Origin of the sequence: Sphingomonas pokkalii (genome assembly GCF_003096275.1) — a bacterium.
Classification (GTDB): domain Bacteria; phylum Pseudomonadota; class Alphaproteobacteria; order Sphingomonadales; family Sphingomonadaceae; genus Sphingomonas; species Sphingomonas pokkalii.
Genome location: NZ_QENQ01000001.1, coordinates 1,362,006 through 1,378,950, shown reverse-complemented (window position 1 = coordinate 1,378,950; position 16,945 = coordinate 1,362,006). Strand labels below are relative to the sequence as shown.

Genomic DNA, 16,945 nt, shown 5'->3' with positions numbered 1-16,945 from the left:
CCGTGATTTTCACGATTGGTTATCGCTTTTCCGACTAGTTACCGAACGTAGGTGCGAAGACGCCGCGGGAGGATGACGAATGTCGAAGTCTGCTTTGCTCGTTTCGGCCGCAGCGTTGGCAATATTCGCAAGTCCCGCCGCCGCGCAGGATCTGCGTGGATCGGCAGCGGACGCCAAGGATGCCGCCGAAGCGCCGCCGCCCAACAGCGCCGATATTGTCGTCACTGCCACGCGCCGTTCCGAACGGCTGTCGAACGTGCCGATCGCGGTTTCGGCCTTCAACCAGCTGGCGCTGCAGAATTCCGGCGCCACCGATATCCGTCAGATGACGCAGCTGGCCCCCTCGCTGCTGGTTTCGTCCACCGGATCGGAAGCCAATGCCGCCGCCCGCATCCGCGGCATCGGCACGGTCGGCGACAATCCCGGCCTGGAAAGCTCGGTCGCGGTGTTCATCGACGGGATCTACCGCAGCCGTACCGGCTCCGGCCTCAACGATCTGGGCGAAATCGAACGGATCGAAGTGCTGCGCGGGCCGCAGGGTACGCTGTCCGGCCGCAACGCCTCGGCGGGTGCGATCAGCATCTATACCAAGCTGCCCGAATTCCAGTTCGGCGGCTTCGCCGAGGCGAGCTACGGCAATTACAACGCGGTTCGGCTGTCGGGGGCGCTGACCGGGCCGATCGTCAACGAAACGCTCGCCTTCCGCATCGACGGTGTCTATTCCAAGCGCGACGGCTTTCTCCGCGATGTCGTCAACAACACCGATTACAATGATCGCAACCGCGTCTTCGTGCGCGGCCAGCTCCTGTACAAGGTGAACCCCGATCTCGCGATCCGCCTGATCGCGGATTATACGCGCCGGGACGAAAAATGCTGCGGCGCGGTCTATGTCGATACGACGGAGAAGCTGGATCCGACGCCCGGTACGCCCGGCGATTTCGCGATCAACCCGGCCGGCAACCGGGTCGCGGCGATCCTGCGCAGCATGGGCGGCGTGCTGCCCAGCGATGGCGATCCCTATAACCGCAAGATCGCCTTCACGCCGGGGCGGGCCTATTCGAACCTCACCACCGATTATGGCGTGTCGGCGCGCGTGCGCTGGAATATCGGCAATACCCAGCTCACCTCGCTCACCGCCTATCGCGAATATAAGTCGGGCGGTGCGGCCGATATCGATTATGGCAATGTCGATCTCGTCTATCGCCCGAAGGACGGGAACAGCTATCGCCAGTTCCACACCTTCACCCACGAAAGCCGCTTCTCGGGCACGATCCTGGGTGGAAAGCTCGATTGGCTGGTCGGCGGCTATTATGCGCATGAAAAGCTGCGGGTTGCCGATAATCTCCGGTTCGGCACGCAATATGGTGCCTTTGCCGCCTGCCGGATGGTGGCGACGCTCAATCCGGCGGCGGTGCTGCGCGATCCCAGCCGTCCGGGCTGCCTCAGCGCGGCGGGGCGGGCGGCTCTCACCCCGGCCGTCGGGCCGCAGGTGGTCGGCGGCATCGATCGGCTGAGCACGCTCAACGATCGCGGCAGCCTGCTCGATCTCTACGATCAGACCAGCAACAACTGGGCGCTGTTCACCCACAACATCTACCGCGTCACCGATCGCTTCAGCGCGACGGTCGGCATACGGTACACGCGGGAAGCCAAGACGCTTTCGGCCGGGTTCAACAACAACAATACGGTCTGCCCGGCGCAGCAGGCGGCGCTGGCGCCGTTGCTGCGCAGCCCGAACGCCACGCTGCAATCGCTCGCGGGCGCGCTGATCACGCTCAGCTGCACGGGCAATTCCACCGCGGCGCTCACCGGCCTGGGTCTGAACGATCGGCTGAAGGAAGGCCAGTTGACCGGCACCGGCGTGCTGTCGTGGAAGGTGAACGACGCGACGCTGCTCTATGGATCCTATGCGCGGGGCTATAAGGCGGGCGGCTATAATCTCGATCGGTCGGATCTCACCGCCACGGTGTTCGCCACGCCGGTTGCGGGCGATGTGCGCAACCTGCGCTTCGATCCGGAAACCGTGAACGCCTATGAACTCGGGCTGAAATACAGCGCGCACAAGCTCACCGCCAATGTCGCGCTCTATCGCTCCGAATTCACCAATTTCCAGCTGAACACGTTCAACGGCACCAACTTCATCGTCCAGAATATCGGCGGCTGCAGCACGTCCCTGAACGGCGCCGATCGGGACAATTCCTCGGCCAGCGGCGCGTGCGCCGGCAAGGTCGGCAAGGGCGTGGTGACGCAGGGCGTCGAAATCGAAGTCGGCCTCACGCCGACGCATGATTTCAGCGTCAACCTCGGCTATACGCTGGCGGACGCCAAATATCAGCGGAACCTGGTCGGCAGCAAGGCGGGCGAACCGCTCAACGCGGCGTTGTTCCTGCTTTCGGGCGCGCAGATGTCCAACGCCCCCCGCCACACCGTCACCAGCGCGGTGACGTGGACGCCGGCGCTCGGCGGCTCGGGGCTGACCGGCCTGTTCTACATCGATGGCCGCCTGACCAGCGACTACAATACCGGTTCGGACCTGTTCGTGGAGAAGCTGCAGGATGGCTTCTTCCTGATGAACGCCCGCATCGGCGTGCGCGGCAAGGACGAGCGCTGGGCGCTCGAGCTCTGGGCGCAGAATCTGCTCGATACCAACTATCAGCAGGTCGCGTTCAACCTGCCCTTCCAGGGGGCGGGCAGCCGCTCGCAGGTCCAGGCGTTCGGCGCGCCGGCCTTTGCCGCGAGCAACACGCTGTTCGGATCGTTCCTCGCGGAGCCGCGCACCTACGGCCTCACGCTGCGCTCGCGCTTCTAGGCGAGCGCCGCCACCGCCGCGGCCCAGGCGCTGCGTTCCGCCGCGCGCGCGCGCAGCGTCTCGACCGGGCCCAGCGTGCCCGCGGCGAAGTCCACCGCCACCGCCTGCTCGGCTTCGAACGTCGCATTCCCGCTCAGCAGCACGCGGGTATCGACCTCCGCCTGGCCGCGCACCATCCCGCCGCGGTTGAACACGGCGATCGGGGTCGCGAACGGGACCCGCCCGGTCAGCGCGGCGCTCAGCACCGATGCGGCCATCGCGCTGCCGCAGCTGTCGGTCAGGCCCACGCCGCGCTCGAAGGTCCGCACGAACAGGCTGGTCGGCCCGCGCTGCTCGACGAACGAGACGTTCGCCCGCGCCGGGATCAGCGCCGGCCGGCGCTCGCACCAGCTGCCCAGCGCCACCAGTTCCGCCTCGTCCACCTGGTCGACGAACGTCACCAGATGCGGATTCGGCATCGCCACCGCCGTGAAGCGACGCGGATTGGGCAACCCGTCGATCGGCGCATCGAGCACCTGGTCTGGCGCGCCCACCAGTCCGACATCGGCGGCGCGCGTGGCATTCGGCCCCACCAGCGTGCGGATCGTCGCGACGCCGGGGGCGATATCCTCCTCCCGCGCCACGCGGGCGGAACTGGTCTTCAGCTTCACCTGCGCGGCGTCGATGCCCAGCAGATCGAACCCGAGCCGCGCGGTGCAGCGCAGGCCGTTGAGACAGGTTTCCGCTTCGGACCCGTCGGTGTTCCACATCCGCATCCCGAACGCATGGGCATCGTCGCCCGGCACCAGCGCCAGCAGCCCGTCGCCGCCGACCGGGCCGGCCCGGTCGGCAAGCAGCCAGGCAAGCGTCGCCCAATCGGCTTCGGACAGCGCCAACGCGCGGGCGTCGATCAGCGGGAAGTCGTTTCCCGAACCATGGCATTTGATGAAGGGGATGCGCATGGCCGCCCATCTAGGGCGTGCGCGGCGCTTTGGCTATGCCGCGCGCACCGCGCCCCCGCCCATCGCCGCCACCTGCGCCCGGTCGCGCGCGATGATCGTGGCGAAGCTCGGCCGCGCATGGATCGCATCGACATAGGCGGCGGTCCGCGGATAGCGGGCGGGATCGACGCACACGCCGATGCACCCCAGGGTCGCCAGCGGGCTCGCCACCGAGATGTCGGCCAGGGTGAAGCGATCCTCGACCAGGAAGCCGCTGTCCGGAATCATGCGCTCCAGATAATCCAGCAGCGGCGGCAGCTGTTCCTTCTCGGCCTGGTCGGCGGCGTCGTGGTCGCAAGGAAGCTGCATCACCCGCGGCTTGACGAACCGGTTGCCGAAGATCGCGCCGCCGGCCGCCATCATCAGCGTATCGGCCATTTCGTCGAACCAGATGGTGCGCGCCCGCGCCTGCGGTTCCAGCGGGATCAGGTTGGGCTCCGGAAACTTGGCGTCGAGATAGGTCACGATCGCGGTCGAATCGGCGATGGTGAAGTCCCCGTCGCGAAAGGCGGGCATCTTGCCGAACGGGCTGGCCTCGCGAAATTCGGGGTCGGGGCTGCCCGGCCCGGCGAACTTCAGCTGCAGTTCCAGCCCCTTTTCCGCACCGAATACCATGCATTTGCGCACATATGGCGAAAGCGTTGAACCATAGACGATCATCGGCAATTCTCCCCGTAATGGCGCGCAGCATAGCCGAAATCGCGCCACGTCGCGCCCCCGATGCGCGACATTGTCGCGGAGGCGTGCCAAGCTGGTGCCGATGATCGGTTCGCTCCTCCTGCTTGTCGCCTGTGCCGCCGCGTTCGGCTTTCTCCTGCTCCAGGCCCGGATCGCGCAGCTGGAGCGCAGCGTGCAGGCGATGGCGGAGGAACTCGCCCGCCTGCACGATCGCACGCAGCCGACGCCGATCCCCCGTCCGGCCGCCGCCACCGCGCGCGCCGTTCCGGCCCCGCCGCCGGTGCCCGAACCGGCCCTGCGCAGCGAACCGGAATCGCTGCAAGATGCGCCGCTCGAGCCCAGGACGCGCTTCGCGCTGCCGCGGCTCAGTTTCGAATCGCTGGTGGGGGGCCGGCTGCCGATCTGGATCGGCGGCGTCGCGCTGGTGCTCGCGGGCTTCTTCCTCGTCCGCTATTCGATCGAACAGGGGCTGCTCGGCCCCGCCGCCCGCACGACGATCGCCGCGCTGTTCGGCGTCGCGCTGGTCGCCGCCAGCGAGGCGGTGCGGCGATTGCCGGCAACGCGCGACGATCCGCGGCTGGGCCAGGCACTCGCCGGCGCGGGCATCGCCAGCCTCTATGGCACGCTCTACATGGCCGCCGCGCTCTATCATCTGGTCGCGCCGCTTTCCGCCTTCGTCCTCGTCGTGCTGGTCACGCTGGCAGCGATGGCGCTGTCGCTGCGCCATGGCCCGCCCACGGCGGTGATGGCGCTGGCCGGCGGCTTCCTCGCGCCGCTGGTCGCCGGGTTCGACGCCGCCGGCATCGGCCCGCTGCTGGTGTATCTCGGCCTGTTCGTGGCGGCGCTGTTCGGGCTGGCGGTCCATCGCGGCTGGGGCTGGCTGGCCTTTGCCGCCAGCTTCGCCGGCCTGGCCTGGGCACAGTTTCTGATCGCGGTGCTCGGTGGCAGCGGCAATCTCTCCTCGGTCGGCGGCTTCACCATGCTGCTCGCCGGCGGCGCCAGCGCCGCGCTGCCCGCCGCCGGTATCCGCAGCCGCTGGCTCCGGCTGGCACCGCTGCTTGCCGGATTGCTCCAGCTGGTGGTGATCGCGCCGGGGCTGGAATTCGGCGCGCTCGCCTGGAGCTTCTATCTGGTGCTCGCCGCAGCGGCGCTCGCCCTTGCCTGGCGCGACGCGGCCTATCTGCCCGGCGCACTGGCCAGCCTGGTGCTGTTGCTCGCGCTCGAGGGGCTGGCGCTCCTCGCCCCGGCGGCCGGCCCCACCCCGCTGGCGGCCCTCGTCGCCACGCTGCTGTTCGGCGGCACCGGCCAATGGCTGGCGCGGCGCAGCCGGGATTGGCTGTTGATGGCGCTGCTCGGCACCGGCGGCCCGCTGCTGGTCGCGCATCTTTTCGCCCCTGCCCTGTTGCCCGGCTGGGGCTGGGGGCTGCTCGAAGCCGCCGCAGCCGCAGCATGCGCCCGTCTCGCCGCGCCGCTGCGCACCGAAGCGGAGGGCCGCGCGCTGATCGCCATCACGCTGGCCACCGCGCTCCTCGGCACCGTCGCGCTCGCGCAGTTCGTGCCGGACCAGTGGGTCGCGCTGCCGCTCGCCGCCGCGCTGCTGCTGCTCGGCGTCTGGGCGCGGCAGAATCGGGTGCCGGCGCTGTTCGCGCTGCCGGTGCTGCCGCTGGTTGCCGCGCTGGTCGCCGCCGCCCCGCAACTGTTCGGGCTCATCGGGCTGGTGTTCGAAACGACAAGCGGCACCCGCATCGCCTATCCGCTGCTGCCGCCGCTCGCCGATCTGCTGCGCACCCTTGGCCTGCCGATCCTGGCGGCGATCGCGCTGCTCGCCGATCCCCGCCAGTTCGGTGCCGCCCGACGGCTGACCGCGCCGCTGGCGGCGGGGCTGGGCCTGATGCTGCTCTATGCGCTCGCCAAACAGCCGCTCGCCATCGCCACGCCCGAACGCTTCCTCGCCTGGGGCTTTGTCGAACGCGCGCTGATCACCCAGGCCTGTCTCGCGGCCGGCTGGGCGCTCGCCCGCGCCGGCCGCCTGCCGTCGCTCGGCCTGGCGCTGTTGCTGCTCGGCTTGGGCCGAATCGTGCTGTTCGATGGGCTGATGGTCAATCCGGTGTTCGTGGCGCAGTGGAGCGGCCCGCTGCCGCTGGTGCATTTCGCGCTTGCCGCCTTCTGGTGCTGGACGCTGCCCCATCCGCGCTGGCGGATCGCCGCCGCCCTGCTCACCCTGGCCGCCGCGTTCGCCGCCGTCCGCCAGTGGACGCATGGCCCGATCCTCACCGGCCCGATCGGCAGCTTCGAAAATGGCGGCTATTCGGCGGCGTTGCTCGGCGTCGCGCTGGCGTGGCTGGTGCGCGGCATCACCGCCGCGCGCCACGATCTGCGCATTGCCGGCCTCGTCCTGCTCACCTGTACCACCTTCAAGGTGTTCCTGATCGACGCCGCCGCACTGGACGGGCTGCTGCGCATCCTGTCTTTCCTGGGGCTGGGCGTGGCGCTGATCGCGATCGGCTGGGCCTATAGCCGCTTCCTCGCCCGCCCGGCCGTTGCGCCGCTGGCCGATCACGGCAGCCCATAATGGTCCGCCAGCCGGTCGAGCGCGAGGCACAGCACCAGCTTGCCCGCCCGGCTGGGCCAGCCCAGCGCGCGTTCCGCATCGCTCAGCCCCTCGCCGGCGCACACCACCCGCCACAAGATATCCGCCAGGCCACGGCCGGCGATGCCGATCGCGGCGTCGAACCGGCGTTTGGCGGCGATTTGCGCCAGCGTCGGGTCCATCGGCTCGGGAGCGCTGCGCCGTCCGGGCGCGCGGGGGGCCGGATCCCAGCGCATCGTCACCCTTGGCCCGATCGCGGCCATCTCATAGTCCCCGCGCAGCCGCTCCCCCGCTTCGAACTGGCGGGCATCCACATGCCCCCGCGCGCGCAGCCATTGCAGCGGCGATTCCGCGAGGTTCATCGTCACCTGCCGGCGCGCACGTCCCTTGGCATCGATATCCAGCACCCGCTCCACTCGATCCTGCACCACATGATCTCCTTTTGTTCCGGATCACCCCTCTTGCCATGGGGGCGTATCTGTAGGAAAGGAGAAAACCGATTTGGTTAGGAGCAGGCGATGATAACGGCCATCCGCGAAGTGCGCCGCGCCAAGGGGCTGACGCTGGACGATGTCGCCCGCCGCTGCGTGCCGCCAACAACGGCACAGACGATCGGCAGGTTGGAAACCGGCACGCGCACCGTTTCGGTCGCCTGGCTCAATCGCATCGCGGCGGCACTGGATGTCGACGCTGCCGATCTCGTCCAGCTTCCCGAACGGCCCGACATTCCCGTCGCGGCGCTCCTCGAAGCCGATGGCGCCCACGCGCCCCGCCGCCCCTCGCATCTGGTGCCGCCACGGCCCGAACCCGGCACGATCGCCGTCGCGGTGGAGGCAAGCGTCGGCGAATATCGTGCGGGCGATGCGATCTGGTGCGAACGGCTTGCGCCGAACGATTTCAGCCGGGCGCTCAACCGCGACGTGCTGGTGCCCCGGCCCGCCGGCCGCTTCCTGTTCGGCCGATTGATCGGGCGTGAAGGCGATCGGCTGCAATTGCTGCCGCCGGGCGCGGGGAGCCGGCAGCAGGTGGTGGTCGATCCGGCCTGGATCGCCGTCGCGGTCCGATTGGTCCGCACGCTATAGGCATTGTTCCGCCCTTGCCCACAGCCTCGGTTGGGCGCAAAATGCTGCGCAACAGGAGGGAAGAAGACCATGCAGAAACTGGCAATCATCGCGTCCGCGGCGATTCTCGCGGCGGCAAGCCCTGCGCTGGCCGACGACTGGGATTTCCTGCTTACCAACAACACCGGCAAGCCGATCGAGAAGATCGAAGTCGCTCCCTCCGATAGCGGGGTCTGGGCCGAGAACAAGGTCGATACCGAACTCAACAAGACCGGGAAGGTCAAGCCCGGCGGGAAGACGACGGTGCATTTCGAAAAATCGCCTTCGGTCTGCAAATTCGATCTGCGCGCGACGTTCGAAGATAAGAGCAGCGCGATCTGGTCCACCATCAATGTGTGCGAGTACAGCTACGTCATCATCGCCTTCACGGGCGGCAAGCCGACATACAAGGTGAACTGAACGTAGCGCTACAGGGCGGGCGCCGCAGGCGTCCGCTTCTCGGTGCCGGCACGGCCCGATGGATGGAAGGAATGGAAGAAGAAGATGGTGGGCGGTGACGGGCTCGAACCGCCGACCCTCTCGGTGTAAACGAGATGCTCTACCAACTGAGCTAACCGCCCGCGGGTCCGCCAAGGCGACCGCGTTCGATGCCGATGCCAAAGCCGGACGCGAAGGGCAAGCCCCTCAAGCCAAATTCAGTCCCGCGCGCTTCACCGCACTCACATAGCGCAGCATTCCGTCCCGCGCCCGATCGGTCAATCCGATATAGGCGCGGCGGCGATCGTTGGTATCGGCGCGGCGCTCGAACAGGCCGCTCTCGTTCATCGTGCCGATCCAGCGCAGCGCCGTCGTCGGCGGCACCGCAGCCGCGATGCACAGGCTGGAGACGGAGACCTGGCGATGCTCGAGTTCGGACGCGAACAGGTCCAGCAGCATGTCCCAGGCAGGATCGGCGAAAAGCTCCGCCTGGAAATAGTCCGCGCGCATCCGGCGTGCCCGAATCACCCGCCGGATTTCCTGGGCGCTGGGCGCCTCATCGTCGGTGGGGCGGAAAGCGATGCTGTCGTTGCGCACCAGCGCCGGAACCTCGCCCATGTCCGCCCGGCTCAACCGGGCAAGCGACTCCGCAATCCGGGCGACTTCCTCCTGGAACCGGCGCATCCGCACCATGTCTGTGTCGCGCGCGCTGTCATGGAGCCGCGCCGTCGCCGGTGGCCGCAGCAACAGGGCGGCGGCCATCCGGTCGGAATCGCTCGGCTGGCATTGCAGCACGCACCCCTCCGGCAACAGGGCGGCGGCGCCATCGATCTGCGCGAGGGCCACGGTGGCGATCATGGGAATCTGCCACGCTTCCGCCAGCGCGCCGATCGTGGCCAGCAACGGCTCCGCCAGCGACCAGTCCAGGTCCGCCACCTCCAGCAGCACCATCTGCGCACCGCCGATCAGGTCCTGTTCGATCAAGGCAGCCATGGGATCGATCGGGGGGGGTGTCCGATATCCCGCCAGCGCGGCCGCCCGGCAGGCAGCCTCCGAACCCGCGCCCGGCGCGGCCACGATCACCGCCCTCTCCGACGCCTGATCGTAACGAACCGCTATGTCCCCTGCGTCCAGCGCCACCTCGTGCATGTCTCTCCCCCTCGGCTCGGCGTCCGTTCCCCACCCTTGCAGCAACGGTCCGGAACGACGGAGAAGGAGTTCCTCCATTTCGGATCAACCATCCGTACCGCCGCCGGGTTTCCGTCCGATCCGGACCAAGCCGCGCCGGGTCGGCAGCTACTCGATCGCCTTCACAATCTCTTCCACCATCTTCTTCGCGTCCGCCAACAACATCATAGTATTATCCCGATAGAATAGTTCGTTATCCACGCCAGCATAGCCCACACCACCCATGCTACGCTTGATGAACAATACAGTCTTCGCCTTTTCCACATCCAACACCGGCATCCCGAAAATGGGTGAGGACTTGTCAGTCTTGGCCGCGGGATTGGTAACGTCGTTGGCACCGATCACGAAGGCGACATCGGTCTGTGCGAATTCGGAATTGATATCTTCCAGTTCGAACACTTCGTCATAGGGCACGTTGGCCTCTGCCAGCAGCACGTTCATATGGCCCGGCATCCGCCCTGCGACGGGATGGATCGCATATTTCACCCGCACACCGTGCGCCTTCAGCTTGTCGCCCATTTCGCGGAGCGCGTGCTGGGCCTGGGCCACCGCCATGCCATAGCCGGGAACGATGATGACTTGCTCGGCCTGTGACATGAGGAACGCGGCGTCGTCGGCCGAGCCGCGCTTCCACGGCCGGTCGATCGCTGCGGCACCGCTCGCGCCGCCGCCGGCGTCGCCGCCGAAGCCGCCGGCGATCACGCTCACGAAGCTGCGGTTCATCGCCTTGCACATGATGTAGCTAAGGATCGCGCCCGAGCTGCCCACTAGCGCGCCGGTGATGATCATCGCCGAATTATGCAGCGTGAAGCCCATCGCCGCCGCCGCCCAGCCCGAATAGCTGTTGAGCATCGACACGACGACCGGCATGTCCGCCCCGCCGATCGGCACGATCAGAAGGAAACCGATCGCGAAGCTCAGTACCGTGATCGTCCAGAAGATCCAGGGTGACTGATCTTCCACGAACAGCACCACCAGGCCCAGGATGGCCGCGAGCAGCGCCAGGTTAATGACATGGCGGCCCGGGAGCAGGATCGGCTTGCCCCCCATATTGCCGTTCAGCTTCAGGAACGCGATCACCGAACCGGAAAAGGTGATCGCACCGATCGCCACGCCAAGACTCATCTCGATCCGGCTCACCGGCAGGATCGTCACCACGTCGGGACCGAAGATCGGGCGGATCACCTGCGCGATGCCGAACGCCACCGGGTTCAGAAATGCCGCGGCCGCGACCAGCACGGCGGCAAGGCCCACCAACGAGTGGAATGCCGCCACCAACTGCGGCATCGCCGTCATCGCGATCCGGCGCGCCGTCACGAAGCCGATCGCGCCACCGATAGCGATCGCCGCTGCCAGCTCGATCGGGCTAGCGATGTCATGGGTAATCAAGGTGGTGACCACCGCGATCCCCATGCCGATCATGCCCAGCCGGTTGCCCCGCCGGCTGGTCGCAGGGCTGGAAAGCCCCCGCAGCGCCAGGATGAAGCAGACGCCGGCGACCAGATAGGCCAGCGAGACCCAAGGATTTACAGGCAGCGCCTCAGGCATTTCAGCGCTCCTTTTTCTTGTACATGGCGAGCATCCGCTCGGTGACGGCGAACCCGCCAAAGATGTTGACGGAGGCGAGCGCGACAGCAACCAGCCCCAGCCATTTGGCGATCTCCGCCCCGGCCGCCATCGAAGCGACCAGCGCACCGACGATGATCACGGACGAAATGGCGTTGGTCACCGCCATCAGCGGCGTGTGCAGCGCCGGCGTCACCGACCAGACGACGTAATATCCGACGAAACACGCCAGCACGAAGACCGACAGGATCGAGATGAAATCCATGATCTACTCCTGATCCGGCCCACACGCGGTTGGGCACAGATCCTCCTCGGAACGGGAATGGTGGGGGAACGCGACAGGCGTCATTGCAACAGTCTCTCGTGCACCACCTTGCCGCCCTGCGTGACCCGCACGGCGTTGCCGATCTCCTCGTCCAGCACAGGCCGGCCCGCTTCCTTGTCCCAGAAGGCGGAAAGGAAGTTGAACAGGTTGCGCGCGAACAGTGCAGAGGCATCGGTAGCCAGCCGGCTGGGCACATTGCGATGGCCGATGATCTTCACGCCGTGGCGCTCGACGATCTCGCCCGCCACCGCGCCTTCCACGTTCCCACCCTGCTCCACCGCAAGGTCGACGATCACGCCGCCGGGCTTCATGCTGGCGATCTGCGCATCGCTGATCAGCCGCGGCGCCGGGCGCCCCGGAATCAGCGCGGTGGTGATCACAATGTCCTGCTTGGCGATATGCGCGGAAACGAGCTCGGCCTGCGCGGCCTTGTACTCGTCGCTCATCTCGGTGGCATAGCCGCCGGTGCCTTCGCCTTCGATCCCCTTCACATTCTCCACGAAGATCGGCTTGGCCCCCAGCGACAGGATCTGCTCGCGGGTGGCGGCGCGCACATCGGTAGCGGAAACCTGCGCGCCCAGCCGCCGCGCGGTGGCGATCGCCTGCAGACCGGCAACGCCCACCCCCATCACGAACAGCTTCGCCGCACTCACCGTGCCGGCCGCCGTCATCATCATCGGAAAGGCACGATCATATTCGGCGGCAGCATCCAGCACCGCCTTATAGCCCGCCAGGTTGGATTGTGACGACAGGATGTCCATCGATTGGGCACGGGTAATACGCGGCATGAACTCCATCGCCAGCGCCTCCAGCCCCAGCGCAGCGTAGCGATCGAGTCGCGCCCGTTCGCCGAACGGATTCAGCCCCGCGACCAGCCACGCGCCGGCATTCACACCAGCAAGACTGTCGGGATCCGGCCCCTGCACCGCCAGCACGATATCGGCCCCGGCCAGCGCCTCGCTGCGGGAAACCAGCGTTGCCCCGGCGTCGCGATAGGCCGCATCTGCAAAGGATGCAGCAAGTCCCGCGCCCACCTCTACTGCTACATTGGCCTGTAAACCGATGAATTTCTTCACCGTTTCCGGCGTAGCCGCAACCCGCCGCTCTGCAAGCGCGGCCTCTTTCAATACGGCGATCTTCACGTCAATGTGCGATCAGGAAGACGACGAAGGCAGCGATTAGCAAAACGATGACCGTCCCCCATTTCATTAACGCAGTGAAGCCGTGGAAAGTATCGAGATGCGCTTGGACCTCGCCGACGTTTTCGCCCGTTTCCGCCATGGATCAGCTTCCTCTCCAAAGGTACGCGATGTCTTATACCGCTGAGTCGCCGACCCTCAACCCCGCGGGCCCAAGAACTGGTTCGCGGACGCTTAAGCCGAACTTTACCGATCGGCCCTAAAGATGCGGTTCGAAACGGGACATTTGGGACGGGAGTCTGCATGACGCGCAACGGACAGCGCCTTCTGTTGCTGATCGATTCGGAACCGGCGCAGCGACGTCTGGTGGCCGCGATCGCTTCGCGCCGCAGCTGGCGTACCTTGTTTGCCGATGACGCCGCCACCGCGTTGTCGACTCTGGCAACGCCGGACGGGCTGGCGGTCGATGCCGTCATCCTCGATCATTCGGGTTCCGATGCGGATGCGTCGGCGCTGATCGCCGATCTGCGGGCGCGCAGGCCCGCCATGCCGATTCTGGTGCTCGCGGCGAACGGTTCGGTCGCTGCGGCCGTGGCGGCGATGCGTGCCGGCGCCAGCGATTTCCTGGTCAAGCCGATCGCTTCCGAGCGCCTGCTCGCCGCGCTGGAAGTCGCACTCGGCGGCGGCAGCGCCGGCGAACTCCGTCCCCTCACCGAAAAGCTCACCGCCAATCTCGGTTTTGCCGGCATCGTCGGCGCCGCACCCCAGTTCCGCGCCGCGCTTGCCATTGCCGCCAAGGCCGCGCGCGCCCGCGTGCCAGTGCTGATCGAAGGCGAAAGCGGCGTTGGCAAACATGTCGTGGCGGAAGCGATCCACGATGCCTCGCCACGCGGCCGCAAGGATCTGATCTGTGTGACCTGCGGCGCGATCCCGGCCAATCTCGTCGAATCCGAACTGTTCGGGCATGAAGAAGGCGCGTTCACCGGCGCGTTCGAACGCAAGATCGGCCGCTTTGTCGATGCAGATGGCAGCACCATCTTCCTCGACGAGGTCAGCGAGATGCCGCTAGAAGCGCAGGTGAAGCTGCTGCGCGTTCTCCAGACCGGCGAGATCCAACCGCTCGGCGCCCGGCATCCCCGCGAGGTGGACGTACGTGTGGTCGCGGCCAGCAATGTGCCGCTCCTCGCCGAAGTGGAAGCGGGACGTTTCCGCGAAGACCTTTATTATCGCCTGAACGTTGTGCAGGTCACCATCCCGCCGTTGCGCGAACGCGCCGGCGACATTCCCGCGCTGGTCCGCCATCTGCTCGGGCGGATTGCCGAACAGCCGGGACTGCGGGCGCTTTCGATCACCGATGATGCGCTGCGCCTGCTCGGCAGCTATGATTGGCCCGGCAACGTCCGCCAGCTGCAGAATGCCCTCTTCCGGGCCGCCGTGCTATGCGACGAAGAAGGGCTGACGCACGAGAATTTCCCGCAGATCGCGCAATTGACGCTGGGCCGCGCCGCCACGCCAGGACCGACGGCCGCGGCGGCCAGCCCCGCCGGCATCAGCCTGTTCCATCCCGACGGCAATCTGCGTCCCCTCGACGAGATCGAAGCCGATGTGATCCGCCTCGCCATCGGCCATTATCGCGGCCGGATGACCGAGGTCGCCCGTCGCCTCGGCATCGGCCGCTCGACGCTGTACCGCAAGCTCGGCGAACTGGGGATCGATCAAAGCGCGGCGTGAGGCGCGGTGCGCGCGGCATCCTCCATGCCGCGCCACACTCGCAGCGCCTGCACGCTTTCGAACGCGTCGTGCACGCGCAGCAATTGCACGCCTAACGCCGCGCCCTTCAGCGCGAGCGCCAGCGATCCGCCCAGCCGCTGCTCGGCCGGCGCCTCGTTCGCCAGCGCGCCGACGATCCGCTTGCGGCTGGCACCCAGCAGGATCGGGCATCCAATCCCATGGAACAGCGCCAGCCCGTTCATCAGCGCCAGATTGTCCGCCAGCGACTTGCCGAAGCCGATGCCGGGGTCAATCACGATCTTCGCCCGGTCAACGCCGGCCGCAACCACGGCCTCTACGCGCGCCTCCAGCCAGTCGTAGACTTCGATCAGCGGATCGGCGTACCCGCCCTTCCCCTGGGCGCCGCGCTTCGGATCGGCGGCGTGCATCAGGACCACCGGACAGTCGGCGCGCGCCACCACCTCCAGCGCGCGATCATCATAGAGCAGCGCCGACACGTCGTTGACGAGATGCGCGCCGGCGGCGAGCGCGGCCTCCATCACCGCGGCCTTGCGGGTGTCGATCGAGATCGCCGCGCTGCTCGCCGCCAGCCGCGCAATCACCGGCACGACGCGGGCGATTTCGTCCCCTTCCCACACGGTTTCCGCACCCGGCCGGGTGGACTCCCCGCCGACATCGAGGATCGCTGCGCCGGCGATGCTCATCTCGACGCCGGACTGCGCGGCCGCCGCGGGATCGCCCATGTGCTTGCCGCCATCTGAGAAGCTGTCCGGCGTCATGTTGAGGATCGCCATCACCTGCGGCTGATCGAACCGCAGCGTGCGGGTGCCGAGGGTCAGCGGCACGCGGGAGGCGGTGATGCGCGCGGCGATGGGCGCAAGGCGGGGATCCGCCTCAGCCTCCGCAATCGAGACGACGCGCTGGCGGATGCGCGTGCAGCCTTCCACGACGATCAGTTCATAGGCGGAGAACCAGAGCAGCCCACCCGCCAGCCGCGCGACCGCGCCGTCGCCGCCGATGGGGGTGTCGACGAACTGGATCGGGCGGAGATAGAGGCGGGCGGCGGCGGGAAGATCGAGCATCCGGGACTGCTACCGGTTGAACGCCGACCAGGGAAGCGCGCACTCGCCGCCAGCGCACCCCTCTCCCCCCCGCAAGGGGGAGGAGAAAACCTCACGGCTGGGTCGCGAGCAGGTACGTCTGGCGCAGCGCGTCGATCGGCTTGAGGCCGCCCTGGTCCTCGTAATGCCAGAAGGTCCAGCCGTTGCAGCTCGGCGCGCCCTGCAGCGTCGCGCCCAGCTTGTGGATCGAGCCCGCCTGCCCGTCGCAGCTGAGCGAGCCGTCCGCGCCCACCGTCGCCCGCCAGCGCGCCTTGTGGTCGCTGAGCACGGTGCCGGGCGCCAGATAGCCATTCTCGACCAGCTGGCCGAACGCCACGCGCGGCGCGGCCTTGGGGGCCTGCATCGTCTGCAGCGCGCTTTCGTCGAGCGGGAGCGCCGCGGCGATGCGCTCCAGCGCCGCTTCCACGTACACGCCCTCGCGGTCGATGCCGATCCAGTGCCGGCCGAGGCGCTTGGCCACCGCACCCGTGGTGCCGGTGCCGAAGAAGGGATCGAGCACCACGTCGCCCGGCTTGGTGCAGGCGAGCAGCACACGATACAGCAGCGCCTCGGGCTTCTGCGTCGGGTGGACCTTGTGGCCGTTCTTCTTCAGCCGCTCCTGCCCGCTGCAGATCGGGAATTCCCAGTCGCTGCGCATCTGCAGTTCGTCGTTGAGCGTCTTCATCGAGCGATAGTTGAAAGTGTAGCGCGACTTCTCGCCCTTCGACGCCCAGATCAGCGTCTCGTGCGCGTTGGTGAACCGCGTGCCCTTGAAGTTGGGCATCGGGTTGGCCTTGCGCCAGATGATGTCGTTGAGGATCCAGAAGCCCAGGTCCTGGATCGCCGAGCCGACCTTGAAGATGTTGTGATAGCTGCCGATCACCCAGATCGTTCCGTCGTCCTTCAGGATGCGGCGCGCCTGCGCCAGCCATTCGCGGGTGAACTTGTCATAGGCCGCGAGGCTGTCGAACTTGTCCCATTCGTCGGTCACCGCGTCGACATGGCTGCCGTCGGGACGGTTGAGGTCCCCGCCCAGCTGCAGATTGTACGGCGGATCGGCGAAGATCATGTCGATCGACTTGTCGGGCAGCCCGCGCATCGCCTCGATGCAATCCTGGCGCAGGATCGTGTCCAGCGGCAGCACGGCCGGCGCCTGCTTCGCGACGCGCGCACCCGCCCGTTTGACCTTCTCCAACACGCCCATGAATCATTGCCCCTTCGCTCAAAAGGCATCCCTATTCGGGGCCGAGCGACTCCTCCGTCAAGAGGGGGGATCGCCGGGCGGTGACCTCCGGCAGGCG

General features: G+C 67.4%; 15 protein-coding genes and 1 tRNA gene. 5 read left to right on the top strand and 11 right to left on the bottom strand.

Translation table 11 applies throughout. From position 1 onward, the window contains the following. The first annotated feature begins 79 nt into the window (after positions 1-79). The gene (locus tag DD559_RS06255) at positions 80-2,809 is read left to right on the top strand and encodes a TonB-dependent receptor (protein ID WP_116468427.1); all 2,730 of its coding nucleotides are present in this window, start codon (positions 80-82) and stop codon (positions 2,807-2,809) included. Here DD559_RS06255 and dapF read toward each other — a convergent pair. Then, positions 2,806-3,750 carry a diaminopimelate epimerase gene (dapF, locus tag DD559_RS06250; protein WP_116468426.1) on the bottom strand — a complete coding sequence of 315 codons (945 nt, stop codon included), beginning with the start codon at positions 3,748-3,750 and terminating at the stop codon, positions 2,806-2,808. The genes DD559_RS06255 and dapF overlap by 4 nt on opposite strands. Before the next feature lie 33 nt (positions 3,751-3,783). Next, positions 3,784-4,449: a glutathione S-transferase family protein gene (locus tag DD559_RS06245; protein WP_165831008.1), complete on the bottom strand. Its 666-nt coding sequence runs from the start codon at positions 4,447-4,449 to the stop codon at positions 3,784-3,786. A gap of 100 nt (positions 4,450-4,549) precedes the next feature. On the opposite strand from DD559_RS06245, the gene DD559_RS06240 reads away from it, so the two are divergent. Then, complete coding sequence (locus DD559_RS06240; RefSeq protein ID WP_240610144.1) at positions 4,550-7,039, top strand: DUF2339 domain-containing protein; 2,490 nt, start codon at positions 4,550-4,552, stop codon at positions 7,037-7,039. Here DD559_RS06240 and DD559_RS06235 read toward each other — a convergent pair. Further along, positions 7,024-7,485, bottom strand: coding sequence for a DUF6456 domain-containing protein (locus tag DD559_RS06235; protein WP_206364560.1), 462 nt, complete (start codon positions 7,483-7,485; stop codon positions 7,024-7,026). The two genes, DD559_RS06240 and DD559_RS06235, sit on opposite strands and share 16 nt — an antisense overlap. A gap of 90 nt (positions 7,486-7,575) precedes the next feature. Between DD559_RS06235 and DD559_RS06230 the strand changes: the two genes are divergently transcribed. Together DD559_RS06230 and DD559_RS06225 are read left to right on the top strand one after the other, a co-directional pair. Next, complete coding sequence (locus tag DD559_RS06230; RefSeq protein ID WP_116468423.1) at positions 7,576-8,139, top strand: helix-turn-helix domain-containing protein; 564 nt, start codon at positions 7,576-7,578, stop codon at positions 8,137-8,139. A gap of 69 nt (positions 8,140-8,208) precedes the next feature. Continuing rightward, complete coding sequence (locus tag DD559_RS06225; RefSeq protein ID WP_116468422.1) at positions 8,209-8,577, top strand: hypothetical protein; 369 nt, start codon at positions 8,209-8,211, stop codon at positions 8,575-8,577. A gap of 85 nt (positions 8,578-8,662) precedes the next feature. Here DD559_RS06225 and DD559_RS06220 read toward each other — a convergent pair. The 6 genes from DD559_RS06220 to DD559_RS06195 all read right to left on the bottom strand — a co-directional run bounded on the left by DD559_RS06220 (position 8,663) and on the right by DD559_RS06195 (position 12,955). Beyond that, positions 8,663-8,738, bottom strand: a tRNA-Val gene (locus tag DD559_RS06220). 64 nt (positions 8,739-8,802) lie between these two features. Beyond that, positions 8,803-9,588, bottom strand: coding sequence for a helix-turn-helix domain-containing protein (locus DD559_RS06215; protein WP_240610143.1), 786 nt, complete (start codon positions 9,586-9,588; stop codon positions 8,803-8,805). A gap of 303 nt (positions 9,589-9,891) precedes the next feature. Beyond that, positions 9,892-11,331 carry an NAD(P)(+) transhydrogenase (Re/Si-specific) subunit beta gene (locus tag DD559_RS06210; protein WP_116468420.1) on the bottom strand — a complete coding sequence of 480 codons (1,440 nt, stop codon included), beginning with the start codon at positions 11,329-11,331 and terminating at the stop codon, positions 9,892-9,894. A gap of 1 nt (position 11,332) precedes the next feature. Next, a complete protein-coding gene (locus DD559_RS06205) occupies positions 11,333-11,614 on the bottom strand; it encodes a proton-translocating transhydrogenase family protein (RefSeq protein WP_116468419.1) in 282 nt (93 codons plus the stop codon). 80 nt (positions 11,615-11,694) lie between these two features. After that, a complete protein-coding gene (locus DD559_RS06200) occupies positions 11,695-12,816 on the bottom strand; it encodes an NAD(P) transhydrogenase subunit alpha (protein ID WP_116468418.1) in 1,122 nt (373 codons plus the stop codon). A gap of 1 nt (position 12,817) precedes the next feature. Further along, a complete protein-coding gene (locus DD559_RS06195; protein ID WP_116468417.1) occupies positions 12,818-12,955 on the bottom strand; it encodes an aa3-type cytochrome c oxidase subunit IV in 138 nt (45 codons plus the stop codon). A 161-nt stretch (positions 12,956-13,116) separates the two neighbouring features. Between DD559_RS06195 and DD559_RS06190 the strand changes: the two genes are divergently transcribed. Beyond that, the gene (locus DD559_RS06190; RefSeq protein WP_116468416.1) at positions 13,117-14,544 is read left to right on the top strand and encodes a sigma-54-dependent transcriptional regulator; all 1,428 of its coding nucleotides are present in this window, start codon (positions 13,117-13,119) and stop codon (positions 14,542-14,544) included. Here DD559_RS06190 and folP read toward each other — a convergent pair. After that, entirely contained in the window at positions 14,529-15,626 is a 1,098-nt protein-coding gene (folP, locus tag DD559_RS06185) for a dihydropteroate synthase (RefSeq protein WP_116468415.1), read from the bottom strand. The two genes, DD559_RS06190 and folP, sit on opposite strands and share 16 nt — an antisense overlap. Positions 15,627-15,717: 91 nt before the next feature. Then, complete coding sequence (locus tag DD559_RS06180; protein WP_116468414.1) at positions 15,718-16,848, bottom strand: site-specific DNA-methyltransferase; 1,131 nt, start codon at positions 16,846-16,848, stop codon at positions 15,718-15,720. Positions 16,849-16,945 lie beyond the last annotated feature (97 nt).